Origin of the sequence: Leptolyngbya sp. FACHB-711, assembly GCF_014695615.1 — a bacterium.
GTDB lineage: Bacteria > Cyanobacteriota > Cyanobacteriia > Elainellales > Elainellaceae > Leptolyngbya_A.
The window spans coordinates 1-20731 of record NZ_JACJOR010000325.1; the positions used below are offsets into that span (position 1 = coordinate 1).

21 protein-coding genes are annotated in these 20731 nt (G+C 52.9%); 7 read left to right on the forward strand and 14 right to left on the reverse strand.

Annotation, left to right across the window (positions count from 1 at the left end; genetic code table 11):
- A partial coding sequence (locus H6F80_RS13255) for an IctB family putative bicarbonate transporter (RefSeq protein ID WP_190792014.1) occupies nucleotides 1-920 on the forward strand: 920 nt, incomplete at its 5' end.
- A gap of 130 nt (nucleotides 921-1050) precedes the next feature.
- Here the strand turns inward: H6F80_RS13255 and H6F80_RS13260 are convergent.
- Nucleotides 1051-2448 (reverse strand): TldD/PmbA family protein, encoded by a 1398-nt coding sequence (locus H6F80_RS13260; protein WP_190792015.1) that lies wholly within the window; start codon nucleotides 2446-2448, stop codon nucleotides 1051-1053.
- Nucleotides 2449-2519: 71 nt separating this feature from the next.
- Nucleotides 2520-2828 carry an NIL domain-containing protein gene (locus H6F80_RS13265; RefSeq protein ID WP_190792016.1) on the reverse strand — a complete coding sequence of 103 codons (309 nt, stop codon included), beginning with the start codon at nucleotides 2826-2828 and terminating at the stop codon, nucleotides 2520-2522.
- Between the two features lie 438 nt (nucleotides 2829-3266).
- On the opposite strand from H6F80_RS13265, the gene H6F80_RS13270 reads away from it, so the two are divergent.
- Complete coding sequence (locus tag H6F80_RS13270) at nucleotides 3267-3839, forward strand: hypothetical protein (RefSeq protein ID WP_190792017.1); 573 nt, start codon at nucleotides 3267-3269, stop codon at nucleotides 3837-3839.
- On the opposite strand, the gene H6F80_RS13275 is transcribed toward H6F80_RS13270, so the two are convergent.
- From H6F80_RS13275 to H6F80_RS13280, 3 genes are all read right to left on the reverse strand, one after another.
- Nucleotides 3817-4983: an extracellular solute-binding protein gene (locus H6F80_RS13275; RefSeq protein ID WP_190792018.1), complete on the reverse strand. Its 1167-nt coding sequence runs from the start codon at nucleotides 4981-4983 to the stop codon at nucleotides 3817-3819. The two genes, H6F80_RS13270 and H6F80_RS13275, sit on opposite strands and share 23 nt — an antisense overlap.
- Nucleotides 4984-5047: 64 nt before the next feature.
- On the reverse strand, nucleotides 5048-5230 hold the full coding sequence (locus H6F80_RS29880) for a hypothetical protein (RefSeq protein WP_242067339.1): 183 nt from the start codon (nucleotides 5228-5230) through the stop codon (nucleotides 5048-5050).
- The gene (locus H6F80_RS13280) at nucleotides 5211-5780 is read right to left on the reverse strand and encodes a phycobiliprotein lyase (RefSeq protein ID WP_242067340.1); all 570 of its coding nucleotides are present in this window, start codon (nucleotides 5778-5780) and stop codon (nucleotides 5211-5213) included. The genes H6F80_RS29880 and H6F80_RS13280 overlap by 20 nt, the downstream gene beginning before the upstream one ends.
- Before the next feature lie 225 nt (nucleotides 5781-6005).
- Here H6F80_RS13280 and H6F80_RS13285 point away from each other — a divergent pair, with 225 nt between their 5' ends.
- Complete coding sequence (locus H6F80_RS13285; protein WP_190792019.1) at nucleotides 6006-6383, forward strand: hypothetical protein; 378 nt, start codon at nucleotides 6006-6008, stop codon at nucleotides 6381-6383.
- Between the two features lie 123 nt (nucleotides 6384-6506).
- On the opposite strand, the gene cobT is transcribed toward H6F80_RS13285, so the two are convergent.
- Together cobT and H6F80_RS13295 are read right to left on the reverse strand one after the other, a co-directional pair.
- Nucleotides 6507-7640: a nicotinate mononucleotide-dependent phosphoribosyltransferase CobT gene (gene cobT / locus H6F80_RS13290; RefSeq protein ID WP_190792020.1), complete on the reverse strand. Its 1134-nt coding sequence runs from the start codon at nucleotides 7638-7640 to the stop codon at nucleotides 6507-6509.
- A 2-nt stretch (nucleotides 7641-7642) separates the two neighbouring features.
- A complete protein-coding gene (locus H6F80_RS13295) occupies nucleotides 7643-8470 on the reverse strand; it encodes a DUF2232 domain-containing protein (protein WP_190792021.1) in 828 nt (275 codons plus the stop codon).
- Between H6F80_RS13295 and H6F80_RS13300 the strand changes: the two genes are divergently transcribed.
- On the forward strand, nucleotides 8469-8717 hold the full coding sequence (locus H6F80_RS13300; protein ID WP_190792022.1) for a hypothetical protein: 249 nt from the start codon (nucleotides 8469-8471) through the stop codon (nucleotides 8715-8717). The genes H6F80_RS13295 and H6F80_RS13300 overlap by 2 nt on opposite strands.
- Before the next feature lie 265 nt (nucleotides 8718-8982).
- On the opposite strand, the gene H6F80_RS13305 is transcribed toward H6F80_RS13300, so the two are convergent.
- On the reverse strand, nucleotides 8983-9315 hold the full coding sequence (locus H6F80_RS13305) for a DUF8822 family protein (RefSeq protein WP_190792023.1): 333 nt from the start codon (nucleotides 9313-9315) through the stop codon (nucleotides 8983-8985).
- 90 nt (nucleotides 9316-9405) lie between these two features.
- Here H6F80_RS13305 and aat point away from each other — a divergent pair, with 90 nt between their 5' ends.
- Complete coding sequence (aat, locus tag H6F80_RS13310; RefSeq protein WP_190792024.1) at nucleotides 9406-9984, forward strand: leucyl/phenylalanyl-tRNA--protein transferase; 579 nt, start codon at nucleotides 9406-9408, stop codon at nucleotides 9982-9984.
- 114 nt (nucleotides 9985-10098) lie between these two features.
- Complete coding sequence (gene yidD, locus H6F80_RS13315) at nucleotides 10099-10329, forward strand: membrane protein insertion efficiency factor YidD (protein ID WP_190792025.1); 231 nt, start codon at nucleotides 10099-10101, stop codon at nucleotides 10327-10329.
- Between the two features lie 60 nt (nucleotides 10330-10389).
- Here the strand turns inward: yidD and H6F80_RS13320 are convergent, their stop codons facing one another.
- The 3 genes from H6F80_RS13320 to H6F80_RS13330 form a co-directional block, all read right to left on the reverse strand.
- The gene (locus tag H6F80_RS13320; RefSeq protein WP_190792026.1) at nucleotides 10390-12147 is read right to left on the reverse strand and encodes an ABC transporter ATP-binding protein; all 1758 of its coding nucleotides are present in this window, start codon (nucleotides 12145-12147) and stop codon (nucleotides 10390-10392) included.
- Nucleotides 12148-12231: 84 nt separating this feature from the next.
- The gene (locus H6F80_RS13325; protein ID WP_190792027.1) at nucleotides 12232-13311 is read right to left on the reverse strand and encodes a YdcF family protein; all 1080 of its coding nucleotides are present in this window, start codon (nucleotides 13309-13311) and stop codon (nucleotides 12232-12234) included.
- Between the two features lie 195 nt (nucleotides 13312-13506).
- Nucleotides 13507-14184, reverse strand: a complete 678-nt coding sequence (locus tag H6F80_RS13330) for a sugar transferase (protein WP_190792028.1) — start codon at nucleotides 14182-14184, stop codon at nucleotides 13507-13509.
- 509 nt (nucleotides 14185-14693) lie between these two features.
- Between H6F80_RS13330 and cobN the strand changes: the two genes are divergently transcribed.
- Nucleotides 14694-18560, forward strand: coding sequence for a cobaltochelatase subunit CobN (gene cobN / locus H6F80_RS13335; RefSeq protein ID WP_190792029.1), 3867 nt, complete (start codon nucleotides 14694-14696; stop codon nucleotides 18558-18560).
- Between the two features lie 90 nt (nucleotides 18561-18650).
- Here the strand turns inward: cobN and H6F80_RS13340 are convergent, their stop codons facing one another.
- The 3 genes from H6F80_RS13340 to psbV2 form a co-directional block, all read right to left on the reverse strand.
- Nucleotides 18651-19466: a rhomboid family intramembrane serine protease gene (locus tag H6F80_RS13340; protein WP_518523574.1), complete on the reverse strand. Its 816-nt coding sequence runs from the start codon at nucleotides 19464-19466 to the stop codon at nucleotides 18651-18653.
- A gap of 313 nt (nucleotides 19467-19779) precedes the next feature.
- Nucleotides 19780-20163: a plastocyanin gene (gene petE / locus H6F80_RS13345; protein WP_190792030.1), complete on the reverse strand. Its 384-nt coding sequence runs from the start codon at nucleotides 20161-20163 to the stop codon at nucleotides 19780-19782.
- A 68-nt stretch (nucleotides 20164-20231) separates the two neighbouring features.
- A partial coding sequence (psbV2, locus tag H6F80_RS13350; protein WP_518523573.1) for a photosystem II cytochrome PsbV2 occupies nucleotides 20232-20731 on the reverse strand: 500 nt, incomplete at its 5' end.

Sequence of the window (20731 nt, forward strand, 5' to 3'; positions counted from 1 at the left end):
TTGCTGGCTTGCGGCAGTGGTTTTTCGGCGCAGATGAACTGGCAACCTGGGTTGACCCGGAATCGACTCTAGCGGGTACGACGCGAGTTTATAGCTATCTGGGAAATCCGAATCTGCTAGCTGCCTACCTACTTCCTGCGGTAATTTTTAGTGCGGCAGCCGTTTTTGCCTGGCAACGGTGGACACCGAAATTGCTGGCACTGCTGATGTGGGGCATTCATTCTGCCTGTCTGGTGCTGACCTTTAGCCGGGGTGGATGGATTGGCTTTGTGATTGCTAGCTTTGTGCTGCTGGTGCTGCTGATTCACTGGTTTAGCGTCTACCTGCCGCGCTTTTGGCGACGTTGGGCACTGCCGATCGTTCTGGGGGCATTTGCCGTTCTGGTTACGCTTGCCGTAATCGTGGTTGATCCGCTGCGCGATCGGGTGATGAGTATATTTGTTGGGCGAGAAGACAGCAGCAATAACTTTCGAATTAACGTCTGGACTGCCGTGATCCGCATGATCAAGGATTATCCTGTGCTGGGGATCGGTCCCGGTAACGATGCGTTTAACCGAGTGTATCCGCGCTATCAGGAGACTGGATTCACGGCTCTCAGTGCCTATTCGGTGTTCCTCGAACTTGCAGTGGAAGGCGGATTTCTAGGGCTGGGGTGTTTTCTGTGGCTACTGCTGGTGACGTTGAATCAGGGATGGCTCCAGCTTCAAAAGCTTAGACAGTCTGCCAATCGGGAAGGCTTCTGGCTGATTGCGGCTTTGGCAACGATGGTGGGAATGCTGGCACACGGACTGGTGGATACGGTCTGGTATCGTCCGCAGGTGAGTACGCTGTGGTGGCTAATGGTGGCGATCGTGGCAAGCTATTACCCATTTTCTCAGCCCGTTGATGCGGCAGAAGGTTCTAAGGTAGATTCGCAGTGAGTTGGCGGGGTCGGTTCAAGGGATAAAGCTGTGGGACTGAAGTGGGGATTCGAAAATAAGGTGGGGATTCGAAAATAAGGACGGTTCGCGAACCGCCCCTACTGAATCTCCTTCTGGCTAAGCAATAGGCTTACTCAGCTTCGCCGCCCACTACGACATCACGAATTCGCAGGCTCGGACCACCACAGCCGACGGGTAAGCCGCTTTGTCCGCCCTTGCCGCAGCCGCCCGATTCATCCCAGTAGAAGTCATCGCCGATCGCCTCAATGTCTGCCAGCGTAGTGAACACATTGCCGGAGAGATTGACATCACGCACGGGTTCTGCAAGTTTGCCGTTCCGGATCATCCAGGCTTCCCCAGCAGCAAAGGTAAACATTTCGCCGTTGGTCATGCCACCGAGCCAGTTGCGGGCATAAACGCCTTCCTCGATGCCGTCAAACAAGCGACCGACCGGAGTACTACCGCGTGCGATCCAGGTGTTGGTCATTCGGACGATCGGCGGAAAGTGGTAGCTAAGGCAGCGTGCGTTTCCGGTGGGGGTTTCGCCAAGTTTGCCTGCGGTCTCGCGGGAGTGAAGCCTTCCAGACAGGATGCCGTCCTGAATAAGCTGGGTAGTAGTGGCAGGTACGCCTTCGTCGTCGTAGAAATAGCTGCCGCGATGCCCTTCTGGAGCTGCCCCGTCAAAAATTTGCAGATCACGCGGACCAAATCGCCGCCCAACAGTCATGACTTCCATCAGATCTGGATTTTCGTAGATCATGTCTGCCTCGGACAAATGCCCAAAGGCTTCGTGGACAAACAAGCCCGACAGGATGGGATCAATCACGACTGTATAGGTGTTGCCTTTGACCGGAGGCAGGACCAGCGCATCGACAGCGCGTTGGGCAGCACTTTGCACCTGTTGGTCGAGTTGCTCTAGATCTTCATAAGCTTTACGCGATCCAGTGGTTTCTCGTCCGGTTTGGACGGTTTCGCCGTTGCGGGCAGTGGCGGCAAAGCGCATTTCCAGATCAACCCAGGATTGCTCGATCATCGTGCCGTCGGAGGTGGCAAGAATAATGCGCTGAGCACTGTCCCCGTATCGAACTGAGGTTGTCGCGATGCGAGCGTCCACACTTCTCAGAATGTCAGCATAGTGGCTACACAGAGCTTTCTTTTGCACAAGGGGAATCTGGCGGGGGTCGGTTCCGGTAAGCGGCAGTTGACGAATGTCTTGAATTGCCTCGACCGGAGCCAGCAGGGTTTCTTCGTCGCCCACCAGACGAGCAGCGGCGATCGCTTCTTCGATTCGGTCTTTAAGACTAGAGAGGCGATTAAAGCTGGCAAACCCCCAACCGCCTTTGTAGCAGGCACGAACCTGACCACCGATTGAGATGCCTTCACTTAGCGTTTCTATGCGGTTGCCGCGCAGGAGAATGTCGGTTCCTTCTGCTTCTTCGAGCCGAATCGCCAGGTAATCGACCTGCGATCGATAGCGCGCCATGAGATCAGCGAGCAGATTTTTTGCATCAGCCAGTTGGGTAGCCATAGGGATTCCGCGATCGAGACTGTTTCTATTTTGTCTCAGCGGGGCACGAGTTGTTGTCAGGAACGATCAGGCTACCAGCCATCCTCGTTGTTGTCGTGCCAGATCTCAAGATCGAGGTCGTTGAGATACATCAGCGCACTCTCAATCTGGATACTGGGTCCATGCAGTTCCAGGTCAAACCAGCCGTCCTCACGGGCGTTTGCGCCAAGTAGGGCTGCCCGGATGTTGATGGTTAAGCCGTGCTGGGTAATCAGGTTAGAGATGATTGGCTCTTGCTGATAGCGTTTTGGAATGCGAAGCCGAATTCGAGTCTGGGCGTTTTGGCGATCGTCGGGGCTAGAGACAGCGTGGGGAGAACTGAAGGGTTTGAGTGAGGTCATGGCTTTTCAGAAAGGTAAAGGAGTTGCGATCAGAGGTTTAGGATTAATTTGAGGAAAAATTTAATCTACGATAAACCGGTCGGCTTACGAGACTTAATTTAGTGTAGTCGGGATGGAACGATTTTTCTAGGGGGCGATCATTGGATCAAGGCTGGAGTGAGAAAATACTGGAGGTTAGCCAGTGGGAGTAAGGTCTTGCAGGAGCCGGAGGAAAAGGCGCTCGTTCGCTCTCCCCGAATTCAGCAAACGACTGTGTCCCCCAAACCCTTCCAGAAGCCGATTGCATGACGAGAGGCTGGAGGTTGTGGGAGGTGTGAAGTCACTAGAGACCCAGGATTAGAGACCCAAGAAATTTTAATTAGTAATTACTTTGGAATTGGAAAATTGGCGAATTTAGGTACTGGGCAAGAGGTTTAAGGAATGCTGAGGAATAGGGCAATGGGTATCAGGCCGCAATGGAAGACAAGTTTCTTCTATGGGGTCGTTAGCTTGATGCTAGGCACAGGGCTGCTAGGTGGCAGGGCGATCGCGGTGGATGATGAGACCGTGCTGCTGCTGACCGATCCGCTGGAGATTCAGTCTCTCAACTTGCCGGAGGAACGGCAGCAGTTAATCAATCAGGGAGTGGTTACGCCGGAAACGATTTCCCAGACCGGGCTGACGGTTCCGAGCCTGTGGTGGGCGCAGCAGCAGTATGGGGGAAATTTACTGGAATATTGGTTTGCGTTTCCGGGAAGGGAGGATGTGCCGCCGAGGGTGGATCTGCTGGTGAATCAGCAGGTTTGGAACAATACGGATTACCTGGCACAGTATGGTTTTTTGTTGCGGTTTGGGCGGGTGTCAGAAGAGTTTGGCTACAGTACGCGGGTGTTTAATGGTCGGGGGGAATTGCTGGGGGCGTATATCTGTCCGAGCAATGCTCCGACCTGTCGAATTTTTCTTTCGCCTGCGACTCCCAATGCGTTTCTGAATCCGCTCGCGCCTCTGATCACCCCTGCAACCTCACCTTAGTCCAGAGCTGGCGATACTGCTCGATCGTCCGATCGGGTAAGGGCAGCAGAAATTCGCTTTTGTCCAGACTGTTCTGGGGCAGCAACAGGGTTTGATTTTGGCGCAGGGCTTCGGGCAGGGCAGATCGATCGCTTTTCAGCAATACAGGCGAGGCTGCCAGACTCAAGAGCGAAAGCTGCTCTGCAACCTGGGGCTGCCAGAAAAAGCTAATCCACTGGTTTTCGAGGGTTTGGCGGCTGGAGTCGGCGGCTGCGGTTGCGGGACGAACCCACAGGTCTGCGGTCAAAATCGTGCCGCTGGGGGGAACAACTGCGCGAATTCGTCGATCGCGCTTTGCCATTCGCAGAATTTCGCTGGACCAGCCGATCGCAACCCAGGTATCGCCCAGCAGGAGCGGCTGTAGATAATTAGTGGAGCCGTAGAACTTGACTTGCTGATGAAGAGCGTTGAGTTCTGCTTCAAGGGAGGGAACGGCATTGAGGTCGTCGCGATTGATCGATTGCCCCAGTTTCTTGAGCGTCAGTCCAATTACGGCGCGGGCACTGTCGGGCAGAGAGATTTTTCTGCGTAGCTCCGATCGCCACAGGTCCTGCCAGTCTTGAGGAGTCCAGCCCAGTCGTTCAAATTCCTGATGGCGGTAAGCAATCATCAGGGTTCCGGCTCGGTAGGGAGCTGCCCAGATTTCGCCATTGGGGGTAGGCTGTCCCTGGCGATCGCGCCGGACAAAGGCTTGCCAGGGGTCTGGTAAAGATTGAAAGTCAGTGAGATTGGCAGTTTGAATGGGTTGAATCAATCCTTGCTGAATTGCGCTCGTTAGCCACGCATCGCCCAGCGTTACCAGGTCAGCAACCGGGACGGTTCGGCGGCTATTCACAAATGGGAGTCCAGCAGTAGGTTGCTCCGATGTGGCTTGCGGCTTCCAAGTTTGCAGCAGCTTAAACAGGTCGGCAAGCTGACTGGTGGGCAGCAATTTGAGATTTTTGTCGCGGGCAACCTGCCGCTGAAACGCTTTAAGCAGTTCTGCCGGAATAGAGTTTTCGAGGAGCCTGACGCGCAGATCGGCGTTGGTTGCGGGGCTGCATCCGGTGAGAGAATAGCTGACTGCCAGGGTTCCGGCGGCGATGAGGAGCGATCGGCGGTTCATGAAAGGGGGTAAAGGAATAAGGGGGTGAGGTTGTCTTTACTGTTGTCTTCTATTGTCTTCTTTACTATTGTCTATTGTGCCGATCGCAATGAATGGATTGAGCAATGGAAAGTGGGTTTAAGGCTGCTTGTGTTCCATACCGAACGAATCCAACCAGGCTGACCACAGACGCAGGGATTTGATCGTCTTCGGGTCGCTGGTAGGTGACGATCGTTCGCAGGCGCAGATCAGGGCGGATGAATCGCATTTAGATCAACGGCGATCGAGCTTTTGTAGTAGGTCGTCATTTCTAGCGTTTGGCGGGTGGGCTGATAAGTGAAGCGTCCGGCGATCGCTCCTGGCTGATAGTAGCCCTGGTCGCGCAGATAAAATCCCTGAATCATTTCTCCTGCCGGATCGAGCGGAACCTGGGCAGCTACAGGCAGAGGCATGGGCTTCACGGCTTTGGGCTGGGTCAGCACGAACTCGTCGGGCATAAACAAAGCTTTTAGACTCATCGCAACTTCTTCGCCCGTTTCGGAGCGAGTCGCAAACGAAATCGCAAAGCCAAACCAGCTCAGCGGACTTTGCAGAAGGCGATCGATCGCAATTTGAATTCCAGAAAAACTTTGTTCGGCAACTTGACCGGGCTGAGCCGGTGATCTGATTAAAATTCGCTGTTTTTCGGATTGATCAAGCGTATCGGCGCGAAATTCAGTATAAGAGCGTTCAACTTCACCTGTTAAGACAGAGTGATACGTTCTTTCAGTCTGCCAAGTACCTGCACAAGCAGTAAAAAAGTCTTGGAAGCTGAGCATTGAGGCATCAAGCGAAAAGATATTTAGATCAAATCAGGTTGACCGTTTTCCTGCAAGTTGCACTGGAAATAATATTCCTCAAGAGCCTTTTAATTTGTAATGCAAAATCTTCCCCCAGAATAAATCAGAAGTTGTCAAAACGTTAAATGATTCAGGAATCTTGCTTAATTGAACTATTCATTCCCTAAGATGTAAGCACGTTTAAGAAATAAGGCAGATTGTCAGATGGATTTACTCCAGGAACAGGTAGCGACACTACATCTCAAGATTGACGCTACCCAGGACATTGTTGAGCAGTTAAGCCATCAGACTGCTGAGATTTTAACCACGCTCAAAGGGGTGTTAGAAAATCGGAATCAGTTTCTCCAAGGCAGTGGAAACGGTTCACGATCGTTTTATTCCAACCGATTGGTGCTGGAGAACAGTATTGAACAGCACAAAGATGTTTTGGAAGATGTGAGCTATTCAGATTCTGAAGCGCGTTCTAGCGATCGAACCCTTTCGACAGAAATGCAAATTCAACGCCTGACCGCCCAACTGACCGCCGCTTATAATCGCATTGCTGCCCTCGAAGAACAGCTTTTATCCAAGCGAGTTCACTAGGCCGGAGCGACAAATTTCAGCTTATTTTTCAGTCACGTTGCAGTAGTTCTTCACTAGAGAAACTCTTATCTAGCATTCGCTTTTACGAAGATTGCGGTGAAGGCGAGTTCACCCGTGGAATTTCTAGCCGAAACTTTCTATCGATCGCTGTTCATCCATCAAAAATTCGATCGTTTCCAGCAGTTGATGCTGGCTCCAGTTTGCAAATAAATGGGCAGCAATGGCACAGCCTCCGGCTCCCACGCCTTCCTTGACGTATCCCTGCTCGTAGATTCGCAGTTGAGCATAGCGAGAATTGGCAAAGCTTAAACTCGTCGCCAGCAAAGGAGCTTCTAGCAAAGCAGCTAACCCCACTGTATCTCCGGTTGGATCTTCAGCCACCCAGCGCGTTGTACCCACCACCACCTGTTCTGGCTGCCAGAAGAGGTTTTCGGCAAGGGCAATCGATTGGGTTAGCGCGTACACGGCAAGCATCTGTGTCCCCCCTGCGAGCAACACCCCACAGGTCCGGCTGGCTGCGATCGTCATTCCCGCCACGACAATTTGCATCGGGTCGCCCAACCCAGCAATGACCGCAAACGGGTGAATCAAGGGAGCCGGGGAAGTTAAGGGAGTTGAGGAAGTCGAAGTTTTCCAGCGATCGAGTCCCTGCTGCACGATCGCCCATTTTTGTGGGTGATTACAGGTGGAATGGCTACTGTTAATTTTTCCCTCGGCTTGCCAGCCCAAGCCTGTTAGAACTGCCAGAGCTGTTGTGGTGCCGCCTACCACGCATTCGCCCAGAATCAGGTAGCCTGCAGGATTTTGTGCTGCCAGCTTCTCTCCCCAGCGCAGCCCTTGCTGAAACAAATGCTGAACGACAGCCCGATCGATCGCCCTCCCAGTTGTCAAACACCGGGCAGGCATTCCCCCTAAATCGATTGCCGGAACCGTTGGCGGCTTGGGCAGTCCCGCATTCAAGATCAGGGTCGGAATCTGAAGCTTTGCCACGATCGCACGAGTAATCAATGTTGGCGAAGCCCCAGCAACCAGCGGCGGCAAGGGAAACTTGGGCTGAGCCTGCACTCCGTGATATAGAAATTCTGCATCAGCGATCGCTGTAAACTGCCGATCGTCTGGTGTTGCTCCCGCCGCCGAGATCCCCGGAATTAGCCCCGTCTCTGTAAAGCCCAGCACGCAGGCGAACTGAGGAAGTTTTCTTTTGTGGCGATCGATCCAGGCTTGGGTTTGACTCAGTTGGGTGTAGAGGCGGAGCATGCTTACTCTTCGTCCATAATCACCTGTACCCAGTGCGGCGGGTCGGGAATCGGGTTATTCAGTCGTTTCAGCAGTAGCCATGCCGCCAGATGCACGGTGAAGAGATAGACTAGATCGCTCAGTAGCACGATCGCGATCGTGGCAATTTGCACGACGGTTACATTGGTTTGGCTCAGCACATCAATGCCCACGAAGCCCCAATTGACCAGGCGGGTCAGCACGATCTGGATTAAATCCGTAATGCGATTGGTGAGATAAGTCCACAGATCTTCGCCCAGAAACACCGAGAGAATTGCTAACCGGAAAAAGAAGCCAAACATGGCGATGATCGTGCCGATCGCGATCGAGGGCAGCCAGGGAGAACCGCGTCGCCACATTGCCCCAAGCTGCACGCCCAGAAACGCATAAGGTACACAAAACAAAATGCTGAGATATGGACCCATCAGCACCGACAGCAGCAGCCCAGAAACCACCGCCGACATCCACGAAGCCCGGAATCCCCATCGCAGATAGGCAAGGGCGATCGGCAGCGGAAACAAAATCCGCATCCAGGGTCCGATGCTGAGGTAATAGCTCACTAGCCACATTAAACTCGCAGTGCTGGCAAGAAATGCTGTCTCGACCATCACCAGCGTGGGGGTCATGACTCGGATCGGCTGATCTGGCGTTGGGGCATTGGCAGCAGGCGAATCTCGATCGATCGTCAGGCTGGCTTCGACTTCGGCAAATTCCCGTTCCAGGTCGTCTGCCGACGAATGAGGAGAATTTGACCCACTGGAAATTTGATTGCCTTTGGGGTCTGCCGGGTTGCCTGCTAAAGAGTCACTCATGCCGTACCAGAAGAGATCGCTGATCTACTCTATCGTTTCTCCCGGTCGATGCGGAGCAGTTCCCTTTTCTGGAGCGATCGCCTTTCTCAGCGACCTGACGCTGCGCTTTCTCAGTTTGGCTTTCTCAGTTTGGGTTCCGGGTGGACTGCCGCAAAAGATCGCGAATGTCGCGCAGATAGAGTTTGATGCTCCTGAGCGTATCGATGAACCACAGCAGCAGAAAAATCTGGAGCAAAACCAGGATTAGCGCAAACCAGCCAAATCCAACGTTTACCATTGCAGCTTTAGTCCTACTTGTGACCTTACTTAAAAGAGCGGATTTGAAAGAGCGATCGTTCTAAATTCCTGGTAAGTATTGTAGAAGCTGAGATCTTCCCCAGTTCCCCTCCCAGAAGGAAAGAACCAAACTCAACTGCTCACGAAGGAAAACTGAACCACTCAAAGCTCCTTTTGGGGTTTAGGAAGATCTAAACGAGAGCAAGCCACTCCTGGGTGAGCCTTGAATTCCCGTCCTAGCCCTGCCCGCAGCAGCGATCGATTCCTAAACTATCAAGCAGCAAATCGCTAACCGCATTGGCAACTGCAAACTCACTGTAGAAACTCCGGGAAAAGTCAAATCCTTGCATTTCGGTGACGATCGCAATCACCAGCGATCCCACATCGTTTTCCCCTTCCATGCGCTGGCGCACAAACACCTGGGCTGCTCTCGCCGCAATTTGATGATTCACCGCTTCCGGCAAAAATTCTTCATCCAGCCAGCGATGCAAAGACGCTTTCAGCCATTCACCCTCCTGCTCAGCATTGCTTGCGGGCGGCAGTGTCACGGGTGGGATTGGTTCAGCCATCGTCGCTTCCCTCACTCGCAAATCGATATGTTTATCCTACCTTCCTGGGTTATCGTACGTTGAGATCATCCTAAAGCGAAGCGTCGGGTTATGACTCGCTATGACATTGACTCAATTGTGGCTGGCTATGCTCAGGGCTATTTCTTGATGGCAGACGAGCAGGGCAATCTCGACTGGTACAGTAGCCGCAAGCGGGCACTGATTCCCCTAGATGAACAGTTTCGCTACCCCCGATCGCTTCAACGCGTCCTTAACCAAAATCGCTTTACCGTTGCGGTCGATCGTGCCTTTGCAGAAGTCGTCGAAGGCTGCGCCGATCGTGAAACCACCTGGATCTCTGGCGAACTTCAGCAAATTTATGAGGAACTGCACCAGGCAGGCTGGGCACACAGCTTTGAAACCTGGCAGGGTAACGAATTGGCAGGCGGAATCCTGGGACTGGTAATCGGCGGAGCCTTTATCGGCGAATCCATGTTTTACCGCATTCCCGAAGGCTCAAAAGTAGCGATGGTGAAATTAGTGGAACGGCTTCGATCGCGCCAGTTCACTTTATTTGATGCTCAGATGACGAACCCTCATTTAGAACGATTTGGAGCGTATTTGATTGGCGATCGAGAATACAAAAACTTGCTGAATCGGGCACTCCAGCAGCCTTGCTCGCTGATATAGCCTTTTTCAGGCAGATGAAGTACAGAGAAGGGGGGTGCAGGAGCTGTGTCCCCACCCCCTCGTACCTTAATAGAGGGGAAAGCTGTATAGAGTTGACTGAAATAAACTAAAGATATGAAGCAAGTTTTGATCTGGCTCATTCAGGCATATCGCCTTTTAATTTCACCCCTGTTTCCGCCCTCCTGCCGCTTTCAGCCGACCTGTTCACAATATGGCATTGAGGCAATTCAGCGATTTGGCGCAATTAAGGGAAGCTGGCTCACCGTGCGGCGAATCTTGCGTTGTCACCCGTTTCATCCGGGCGGCTACGATCCGGTTCCGCCTAAACAGGTGCTAGAAGAATGAGAGTTTGGCTACAGGGTTGCAATATTCCTTCTTGTAAAGTCTGTCGCCCAGTTTAAGCGGCTAGCTTGCCTGCACTTCCCGCAATTCGTGCTGATCCCAGAGCTGGCGATAAAGTCCTGAATGAGCGATTAACTCAGAATGGCTACCTGCCTGCACAATTCGCCCGTGATCCATCACTAGAATCCGATCGGCAGTCGCAGCCGCAGAGAGCTGGTGAGAGATAAACAGCACCGTTTTGCGGCGAGTTCCCTCGGAGAGGTTGTGCAGAATTGCAGTGGCAGTCTGGTTGTCTACGCTGGAAAGGGCATCGTCCAAAATCAGCACGGGCGCGTCGGTGAGTAGAGCTCTGGCTAACGCAGTTCGTTGTCGCTGACCACCAGAAAGGGTAATGCCGCGTTCGCCCACGATCGTCTCGTACTGCTGCGGAAAGTTGAGAATTTCGGTATGGATTTGTGCCTGTTTTGCCGCGTATTCCACCTCAGGCTGTTCGCTCACGGGATCACCATAGCGAATGTTGTTTTGAATCGTAGTGCTGAACAAGAAACTTTCCTGCGGCACATAGGCGATCGCCGATCGCAAATCCTGCAAACGAATCTGTGTGATATCGTGCCCGTCGAGGAAAAGCTGACCGGGTTCAATCTCCAGCAGGCGCGGAATTGCGTTGGCTAGGGTACTTTTACCTGAACCGATCGACCCTACGATCGCCACCGTCTCGCCCGGACGAATCAGGAACTTCACGCGATCGAGCGCAGGCTGTTTTGCCCCACCATAGGTGTAGCTCAGTTCTTCTGCCCGCAGTTCTCCCCGGACTTCCGATCGTTTTAGCCCGATCGCATCAGGAACATCATGGATTCGGGGTGCGGTGGAGAGGATGGTTTCGAGACGATCGATACTGACTTCCCCGCGCTGAAATGCCGTAATCGTAAAGCCCAGCAGAGCTGTGGGAAAGACGAGCCGTTCTGCAAACAGTAACAACGCCACAAAGTCCCCGACGGACAGCGTATTGTTGCCGATCGCCCCAATGCCCAGCGACAGCAGTGCCAACTGACTCACACTTGCCAATCCTCGCAGCAGGGGAAACAGGGTGTTTTGCGTTTTGGAAAGCCGTAGATTTGCCCGCAACAGCTTATGGTTTAGCTGACGAAAAGCGCGTCGCTCGTTGTCTTCTTGGGCATAGATCTTGATCAGGGCAATGCCGCTCATGTCTTCCTGAATCAGGTCACTCAGGCTTGCGGTTTCCTGCTGCACGTTCATTTGGTAGTTTCGCAGTCGCTGGCTAAATAGCTGCACCAACGCCAGAATCAACGGATACACGGCAACTGCCACCAGCGTCAACCGAACGTTGATCGACAGCATCGCGGGCAGGGTCAGCGCGTAAGCCAGGATGATATTCACCGTACTCAGCACCGCAAAACCCACCAGACGGCGAATATTATCAACATCGCTCGTCGCACGGCTAATCAGATCTCCGGGGGTATTGATGGCAAAATAGCTCGGTTCCAGTCCCAACAAATGGCGAAAAATTTGCTGCTTCAGGTCAAACTCTACCTGTCGCCCCACGCCAAACAGCAAAATCCGCGACGACATCCGCGCCAGCCACATAATTGACGAAAGCAGCAGCACCAGCAGCGAATAATAGATGACGCGATCGAAATTAAAATTCTGCTGAAGCTCATCCAGCCCATCGCGAATCAGCAGCGGAATCTGCACCGACAGCCAGTTCACAACGACCAACGAAGCAATCCCGATCGCCGCACCTTTCCAGTGGGGGCGCATGTAGGACAGCAGTTTTTTGAAGCGGGAACGGGAGTCAGCCATAGTTACGGAAGCCAGATAAGTCAGCACCCAGCAGAGCAGCGAGCATCACTCACAGTCTATCGTTTTGATTCCTTTTTCCGCAGCTTAAACGGTCAGGGGGTCAGCCAGCCAACCTCTGAGGAAGTAATAAATTGTTGCCAGGTATTCATCCACCACCCGCGTCGTAATCACCAACGCCTCTGCACTAGGGATAATATCGGTGACGGCGGCAAACTGAAGTCCGCGCTGAATCTGAAACACATAAAAATCAGTCGGTCGAGGAATGACGCTAAAGTTGAGCCGGGTAAAAGTCGAGGCAGTTCGCCGGATCGAGAGGGTAGGAGCCACCAGGACGATCGGAACCCGACCTGCCGTGGCAGGAGCCGGAACCGGACTGGCATTGTTATCGCAAACCGCAAATAGCCGACAGTTCCCATTCCCGGCAGTTGTGGTCAAAATATTGCGAGCGGCTTCTGCACTGCTGCGCGGATCAACCCCATTGCGATCGATCTGAATCCGATCGTTGGGCACACCATTCGCCGTCAACAGTGCCCGGATGCTCTGATCGCTGTTAACCGCTTCGTTATTGCCGTCAATGCTGCTGACGATCACCAGTGGGGTGTTGCCCCGTGCCACGCGAGTTCCATAAAGCTGAGCCGCATAAAGTAGCCGCGACTGAAGATTAACGCTCAAACCGCCTGTGGTGTTGCTGATCTGGGTCCGAATTCGCGAAGACGGGTCAGAGGGCAATGCCCCATCGCCCAGTACGACGATCGCCTGCCCTTCCTGAGGATTGGATGCCTCCTGACGCTGCACTGCCTCTAGCACGGTTCGCTGCTCGGTTTGAGCCGTGAGCAGGTATGCCGTCAGCGGCAAGCTAAAGATCAGCAAAATCAAGAAAGCGGCAAGCACCTGTCCTCCATCCACCGACTTTAAGCCCTTTCGCATTGCCGCACCCAGCAGCACCAGCGATAGCCCCAACGGTCGCAGGAAAAAGGCAATAAACGACCACAAAATCCCAACCGTGCGATTGGTCGGCTGTAGAAACGCCAGCACCAGCAGCAGCACCAGCACAATCCCGCCCAACCAGGTGAGATAGCGACGATCGATAAAATTTTGCAGAACGTAGCGAACGATAAAAAAGATGGCAGTCAGGAGCAGCAGTTGCGTAATCAGTTCAAACATGGGCTTTGTTATCGCGGCAGAGCATAACCAAGTGGAGCGAATCGAGTGGGGAGTTCCCCGCTGGGGGTAATCGAATTGAGACCTGCTCTAATGTACTCAAACTCGGTACAAACGGTTAAAAAAAAGCCCCTACCAAACGGCAAGGGCTATCACTTCCTGGAAAACGTAGTGAGAACTCAAAATCAAGAATCTGGACTAATATGCGCCCGATCGATTCAGAATGACGGCGATCGTCTGGAAAATTAACTGCAAGTCATAGAGCGGATGCCAGCGTTGCTGATAGCGCAGATCCAGCTCAACAATCTGTTCAAAGTCCTTAATGGCAGAACGTCCGCTGACCTGCCACTCTCCGGTTAGCCCTGGTTTAACGTTGAGCCTCAGCCAGTGCCGATCAGCATAGCGGCTGACTTCATCGCGGGTCGGCGGACGGGTTCCAACCAGGCTCATATCGCCCATCAGTACATTCCAGAACTGGGGAAACTCATCCAGGCTGGTCTTTCGCAGAAATTGCCCAACACGAGTAATCCGAGGGTCTTGCTCGTTCTTAAAGATAAGCCCCTTTGCTTCGTTTTGAACCAGGGCTTTGAGTTGATCGGCGTTTTGCACCATCGATCGAAACTTGAGCAGCGTAAACGTCTTGCCCCGTAAGCCAAATCGCTCCTGCCGAAAGAAAATTGGTCCAGGGCTGTCTAGCTTGATGACCACGGCGATCGGAATAAACATCAAGGCGAGCAGGAGTAGCCCGACGATCGCCCCCACAATATCGATCATGCGCTTAATGACTGAAGAGGCAGAGGGGTGAGGAGCCTGAACTTGCAGCCCTATAGGAAGGGAAATAGAGTGCCCTGCTTGCTGAATCACGGAGTCAGTCATGCTTAGAAGCCCGTACAATGTCTAGGTGAGTGACGAGGGAAGTGGCTAGGAGAAGTGTCTAGGACAAAACGACTACCATTTTATTCCTGAAGTATAAAATCGCGGCATATCAAGCATCGAGGGAAATTCGCTTCTTTGCAAAAGCTTTTTAGTTCTGTAGAAATACTGAATGATCCCTAGAGTTTTGTGAAGCTGAGATGAAGACAGCAGATGTTGGTTCTCTTTTTTATATTTTCTACCGATGAAATTTTAATTTCGGTGGATTGGCTTACAGCGACTTACCCGGTTGCTGCATCAAAAGTCACAGTATTGGTCCTGAAAACGTCTTGAAAACCATACCCATCTGCAAACTAAAAGAATAGGGACTTTTTAGAAATAGTAATGCCACTTCATATCCCGCTACGAGCAGCACGTAGGCGAGGAATAGACTGAGGAATAGATCGAGCAATCGGGCAATTCAGAAAAGCAGATTAGAAAAGTTTGTTCACAAAAAAGTTGAAGGGCTTTGTATGCACCGTTTGGCAACTCAGCCAGGAGGCTGGACTCCAGAGACAGAAGGAGTCATTTTTATCGAGCAGTCGCCTGCACCGATCGTGTACCTGACCGCGGCTGATACCGATATTCAGGTGCTTGCTGCGGCAACTTCTCAGCTTTCCGAAGGGTTTCCGGCAATTCGGGCAGTGAATCTGCTTCAGCTTCAGCAGCATTTGACGATCGACACCTATGCAGAACAGGTCTTATCTCAGGCAAAGGCGATTGTGCTGCGCTTGCTGGGGGGACGATCGTACTGGTCTTATGGGCTGGAGGTGGTCAAGCAAACAGTACAGGAAACAGGAGCCATGCTGTTTGTGCTGCCTGGGGATGATAAACCCGACCCAGAGCTGTGCAGCCATTCAACGGCTTCGCTGGTGGCGGTCGATCGACTCTGGCGATACTTCACCGAAGGCGGCGTAGAAAATATGGTCAACGCGCTCAAATTTCTGGCGGATACTGCTTGCCAGACCGATTATCAGCCCGACCTGCCGCGATCGATTCCGCGAGTCGGACGCTATCCTTTTCCGCTGCCTCAGCCCCTTGCCCTGGATGCCCCAAAAGCCGGAATTCTCTTTTATCGTGCCCATTATCTCGCAGGCAACATTGCCCCGATCGATGCGCTTTGTCAGGCGTTAAGCGATCGAGGTTTAGAACCTGTGCCCCTGTTTGTTTCTTCGCTGCGGGATGGCGAGGTGCAGGCAGAGCTACTGAACTGGTTTCAGGACCAATGCCCGATTCAGGTTTTGCTGAATGCAACAAGCTTTTCCCTTGCCCGTCTGGAAGCCGAAACGCCTAAGGTTGAGCTATGGCAGTGTCTTGATGTCCCGGTGTTGCAGGTAATTCTCAGCAGCGGCACACAGGCCCAGTGGATCGAGCAAACTCGCGGACTCTCTCCTCGCGATATGGCGATGAATGTGGCTCTGCCTGAAGTCGATGGGCGGATTATTACTCGTGCCGTGTCATTTAAAGCGGTTGAGGCACGCCATCCCATCCTGGAAACCGATGTGGTGGGCTATCAGCCGCTAGCCGATCGCATTCAGTTTGTGGCAGACCTGGCAATGAATTGGGTGCGTTTACGCCAAACCCCTGTAATCGATCGCCGTATCGCGTTAATCCTGGCAAACTATCCCACCCGCGATGGCAGACTGGCCAATGGCGTTGGGCTGGACACGCCTCAAAGCTGCGTTGAAATCCTCAAAGCTCTCCAGCAGCAGGGCTACTGGGTTGAAAATCTACCCCAATCTGGGGACGAGCTGATCGCGCTGTTGACCCAAACGGTAACGAACGACCCAGAGGGACAACTCCTGCGTCCAGTGCGCCAATCCCTAACCCTGCCCCAATACAATCGCTTTTTTCAATCGCTGCCGCATCCTGTACAGCAAGGCATCACCGATCGCTGGAATTGTCCTACGGCGGAACTGTCTCAACGGGGTCTAACAGATTCCCCGAATTCCCCCGAAACCGCCTTTCCGATCGCTGGAGTGCAGTTGGGGAACGTCTTTGTCGGAGTGCAGCCCGCCAGAGGCTATGATCTGGAGCCATCGCTCAACTATCACGCCCCCGACCTAGAGCCGCCCCACGCCTATCTCGCCTTTTATGAGTGGCTGCGTCAGCAGTTTGGCGCACAGGCGATCGTTCATGTAGGTAAGCACGGCAATCTCGAATGGCTTCCGGGCAAGGGAACGGCTCTTTCTGCCTCCTGCTATCCTGAAGCAGTGTTTGGCGCGATGCCCCACCTGTATCCGTTTATCGTGAATGATCCGGGCGAAGGTGCTCAAGCAAAACGCCGATCGCAAGCCGTCATTCTCGATCACCTCACCCCACCCCTGACCCGCGCTGAACTTTATGGTGGGCTTCAACAGCTTGAAACGCTGATGGATGAATATTACGAAGCGCAAAGCCTCGATCCGTCCCGTTTATCGCTGATCCGCGATCGAATTCTCACGCTGATCGACCAGACAAATTTAGACCGGGATCTCGCACTGCGATCGGGCACTCAAACCCCCTCTGCTGACGATCGTTTCACCGGACTCCTCACCCGAATCGACGGCTACCTCTGCGAACTTAAAGAAGCGCAAATTCGCGACGGGCTGCATATTTTCGGCAGTTGTCCTCAAGGGCGACAGCTGCGGGATTTGATTGTGTCGATCGCCCGCCATCCCGGACGCGATCGAATTGGACTGACTCGTGCCATTGCTCAGGATTGGGAGCTACCCTTTGATCCGCTCACGGCAGATCCAGCAATTTTAATAGAATCTCTTAATCATCAAAGTCCACCAGTATTAAGCCCTTCAGGGGGCTGCTCAACGCGGTCTAACTCAACGATTCATTCCCCGATTCAGCAACGCCAAAATTCTTGCGAGTGGCGCACGATCGGCGATGCGATCGAAGCTCTGGAAACAGCGGCAGCAGCGTTGATCGAATCCCTATTACAATCCGTCCCCATTTCCGCCAATCTGCCCGCCACGCAAACAGAACTGCACTGGATTACCAAAACCCTGCTGCCTGCCCTGAAACAAACCGATCGCGAAATCACGCATCTGCTCCATGGGCTATCGGGCGGCTATGTGCCGAGCGGAGCATCGGGCGCACCGACACGCGGGCGTCCTGAAGTGTTGCCCACCGGACGAAATTTCTACTCGGTCGATATTCGCGCCATTCCCACCATGACGGCTTGGGATGTGGGACGCAAAGCAGCAGAAACGCTAATCGAGCAATACACCCAGGAACAGGGCGAATATCCGCGCACGCTGGCTCTCTCGATCTGGGGCACGTCCACAATGCGAACCGGGGGCGATGACTTTGCCGAAGCATTGGCGTTGCTAGGCGTACAGCCGGTCTGGGAAGGAGCTTCAGGTCGCGTGGTCGATTTCGAGATTTTGCCGCTGTCGGTGCTAGGTCGTCCCAGAGTGGATGTAACGCTGCGGATCTCTGGCTTTTTCCGCGATGCCTTCCCGAATCTAATTGATCTGTTTCAGCAGGCGATCGTTGCTGTCGCAGCCCTGGAGGAATCCCCAGAGCAAAATCCGCTTGCTGCCCAGGTTCAGCAGGACGCTCAAAACGGGTTGCAAACCGGACTTTCGATGGAACAGGCGATCGATCGCGCTCACTACCGCATCTTTGGCTCAAAACCGGGAGCCTATGGAGCCGGACTGCAAGGCTTAATCGATGCCCAAAACTGGACAGACGATCGCGACCTGGCGCAGGCTTACCTGAACTGGAGCAGCTACGCCTACACCGGAAAAACTGAAAGCTTTGCGCCCGAAGCGTTTGAGCAGCGACTCCGTCAGATGCAAATCGTGCTGCACAACCAAGACAACCGCGAACACGATCTGCTCGATTCCGATGACTATTATCAGTTTCAGGGGGGCCTGACAGCAGCAGTGCGAACCCTATCAGGCAGCAATCCGACCGTTTATTTTGGCGATCATGCCCTGCCCGAAAATCCGAAAGTGCGTCGTCTGGAAGCTGAAATTGCCAGAGTCTATCGATCGCGGGTCGTCAATCCCAAATGGATCGCGGGCGTGATGCGGCACGGCTATAAGGGCGCGTTTGAAATGGCAGCCACGGTCGATTATTTGTTTGCCTACGATGCAACAGCGCATTGCGTCCAGGACTATATGTATCAGGGCATTGCCGAGGCATACTTATTTGACCCGACCGTGCAGGCCTTTATTCAGCAAAAAAATCCCTGGGCACTGCGCGATATGGCAGAACGGTTACTCGAAGCTAACCAACGCGGGCTGTGGCACGAGGCTGATTCCAAAACATTAGAACAGCTTCGATCGCTTGTCCATGAAACAGAAGGGACGATCGAAGCTCTGAGTTCAACAGGTTTCTGAGTTCAATTGCCACCCTACAGAACTGGTTTCAAAGTCCCCCAGGATCTGGGGATTTAGGAAGCAATGTAGAAGCTTTGTTACTCTTCAACCCTAAACATTCGGCGTATTGACTCCAGGAGCCGCAGGTCTAGAAAACAGTCCAAAAACCGGACCCAAAACTGCGCCAAACACAAAACCGCCCGCGTGTGCCCAGTACGCCACGCCGCCCCCTTGCATGCCGACCATTGATGGAGCGTCCAGACTTGCTACGCCATAAAGAGCCTGCTGCACAAACCAAAAACCCAGGAACAGAATTGCCGGAATGCGGAAGGTGGTAATAAACAGGAAAATCGGCACCAGCGTCAGAATTCGCACCTGCGGGAACCGCAAAATATAGGCGCCCATGACTCCGGCGATCGCCCCACTTGCCCCCAGCGACGGCACATCCGATCCGGCTGAGAAATACCACTGCGCTAAAGCGGCCAGTGCCCCACACAGCAAGTAAAAGATCAGGAACCGCGTATGCCCCATCTGGTCTTCGACGTTGTTGCCAAACACCCAGAGGTAAAGCATATTACCGCCGACATGCAGCAGTCCCGCGTGCAAAAACTGGGAGCTAAACAGGGTCGTAATCTCTTGCAGCAGCGAAATCTGGGGGTTGCCCTGCAACGCTGCCGAAAACTGAACCGGAACCACTGCCCAAGTGCGGAAAAAGCCCTCCAACACAGGTCCAGGTAAACTAATTTCGTATAGAAAGATCAAAATATTGAGGGCAATCAGCCCATAGGTCACGTATGGGGTAACGCGAACCGGATTTTCATCACGAAGGGGAACCACAGCAGTTGCTCTTAGTAAGGATATATTTTGTGCAAGCAGAGCATACCGCGATCGATCGCTCCCCTGCGTCTGACTCACGATAGGTTTCACCAAAGGAAATTCCTGGCTTCTCCTTACCGCGAATCCTAAGCATGAGCTTTAAATTTCTCAAATAAATAAGCTTCAATAATGAGCTTTAACGGGCGACAGAGATCAAAATAAAGCCAAATAATACAAGACAAGGAACCTAGCTGATGTGAGACAGATGCCCCGACAGTAGCAGCCAAATTCCTTGTCTTCGCAGGTGTCTAGATTTCTAAACTCAGAGAGCAAAGAACCAAACGATAAGCCGATCGGAGAGTATCAAGCAGAAAATGCAGATAAAGCAGCCCAAACAAGGGGCATCACTCAATCTGGCAGCTATTTACTCAACCACGACCGTGCCAGCCATACCTGCACCCCGGTGAGGAGCGCAATAGTATTTGTAGGTTCCGGGCTCGTCAAAGGTGACTTCATAGGATTCGCCCGGAGAGAACATGAGCTGGTCGTGCGACTTAGCCGCCTGTGCCTTATCTTCAAACACCACGTTATGCGGAGGCAACTTGTTATTCTGCCATTTCACGGTGTCACCCGCTTTGATGGTCAGGGTAGAAGGCTGAAATGCCAGCATTCCATTGTCAGCACCCATTTTGACCGTGTAGGTTTCAGCAGAAGCAGGCGAGACAGCCAGCAGAAACGTGCAAACAACCAACGCGATCGAACAAAGGGTGAGACTTAAACTCCGCGAAACAAAGGAAAACAGTTTCATGAGTAACCTCTGGAGGTTTAAGTTGAACTCAGTCTTATCACTCAAATTTTATCTTGAAAGATCACCGTTCATAACGATAAATTGCCCCAGCCTGGAGCTTTTTGAGCCGCTCGAAGCAAAAATGCTGCTAAATCCTCGGTCTGCTTGGTCGAAAGCCACGACTCTGGAACCTCGCGACAATACAGGCTTTCCTCACTGCCGTCATAAGTCATCGGCTGCCGCAGAAAAGCAACCAGACTCTCAATGTTGTCCCGTGGTGGCATTGCTCCCTTCAGCGCCTCCAGCGTCAGCGGCACGGTCGGGTCAGGCAAAGTTGCACCGCCCACATGACAGTTTTTGCAGTTCTCCTCAAAAAAACGCTTGCCCGCTGACAACTGCTCTGCCGAAAACTCGCGGCGATTTCCCTCAGCATTATTAGGGAGGGCGATCGGTTCTTTGGCATCCAGATAGCGCAGCACATAGGCATCAATTCCTGCCGCTTCTGCCGGTGGAGAACCCAGGAAAGCAGCGAATACGATGGCAAATACGATGTGGAGTAAAGCGATCGTCATGCCAAACGCACTCAGGC

Excerpts from the sequence above, each read along its gene's own strand:
- H6F80_RS13260 (WP_190792015.1), bottom strand. The coding sequence starts at position 2,448 with ATGGCTACCCAACTGGCTGATGCAAAAAATCTGCTCGCTGATCTCATG.
- H6F80_RS13265 (WP_190792016.1), bottom strand. The coding sequence starts at position 2,828 with ATGACCTCACTCAAACCCTTCAGTTCTCCCCACGCTGTCTCTAGCCCC.
- H6F80_RS13270 (WP_190792017.1), top strand. The coding sequence starts at position 3,267 with ATGGGTATCAGGCCGCAATGGAAGACAAGTTTCTTCTATGGGGTCGTT.
- H6F80_RS13275 (WP_190792018.1), bottom strand. The coding sequence starts at position 4,983 with ATGAACCGCCGATCGCTCCTCATCGCCGCCGGAACCCTGGCAGTCAGC.
- H6F80_RS29880 (WP_242067339.1), bottom strand. The coding sequence starts at position 5,230 with ATGCGATTCATCCGCCCTGATCTGCGCCTGCGAACGATCGTCACCTAC.
- H6F80_RS13280 (WP_242067340.1), bottom strand. The coding sequence starts at position 5,780 with ATGCTCAGCTTCCAAGACTTTTTTACTGCTTGTGCAGGTACTTGGCAG.
- H6F80_RS13285 (WP_190792019.1), top strand. The coding sequence starts at position 6,006 with ATGGATTTACTCCAGGAACAGGTAGCGACACTACATCTCAAGATTGAC.
- cobT (WP_190792020.1), bottom strand. The coding sequence starts at position 7,640 with ATGCTCCGCCTCTACACCCAACTGAGTCAAACCCAAGCCTGGATCGAT.
- H6F80_RS13300 (WP_190792022.1), top strand. The coding sequence starts at position 8,469 with ATGCCGTACCAGAAGAGATCGCTGATCTACTCTATCGTTTCTCCCGGT.
- H6F80_RS13295 (WP_190792021.1), bottom strand. The coding sequence starts at position 8,470 with ATGAGTGACTCTTTAGCAGGCAACCCGGCAGACCCCAAAGGCAATCAA.
- H6F80_RS13305 (WP_190792023.1), bottom strand. The coding sequence starts at position 9,315 with ATGGCTGAACCAATCCCACCCGTGACACTGCCGCCCGCAAGCAATGCT.
- aat (WP_190792024.1), top strand. The coding sequence starts at position 9,406 with ATGACTCGCTATGACATTGACTCAATTGTGGCTGGCTATGCTCAGGGC.
- yidD (WP_190792025.1), top strand. The coding sequence starts at position 10,099 with ATGAAGCAAGTTTTGATCTGGCTCATTCAGGCATATCGCCTTTTAATT.
- H6F80_RS13320 (WP_190792026.1), bottom strand. The coding sequence starts at position 12,147 with ATGGCTGACTCCCGTTCCCGCTTCAAAAAACTGCTGTCCTACATGCGC.
- H6F80_RS13325 (WP_190792027.1), bottom strand. The coding sequence starts at position 13,311 with ATGTTTGAACTGATTACGCAACTGCTGCTCCTGACTGCCATCTTTTTT.
- H6F80_RS13330 (WP_190792028.1), bottom strand. The coding sequence starts at position 14,184 with ATGACTGACTCCGTGATTCAGCAAGCAGGGCACTCTATTTCCCTTCCT.
- cobN (WP_190792029.1), top strand. The coding sequence starts at position 14,694 with ATGCACCGTTTGGCAACTCAGCCAGGAGGCTGGACTCCAGAGACAGAA.
- petE (WP_190792030.1), bottom strand. The coding sequence starts at position 20,163 with ATGAAACTGTTTTCCTTTGTTTCGCGGAGTTTAAGTCTCACCCTTTGT.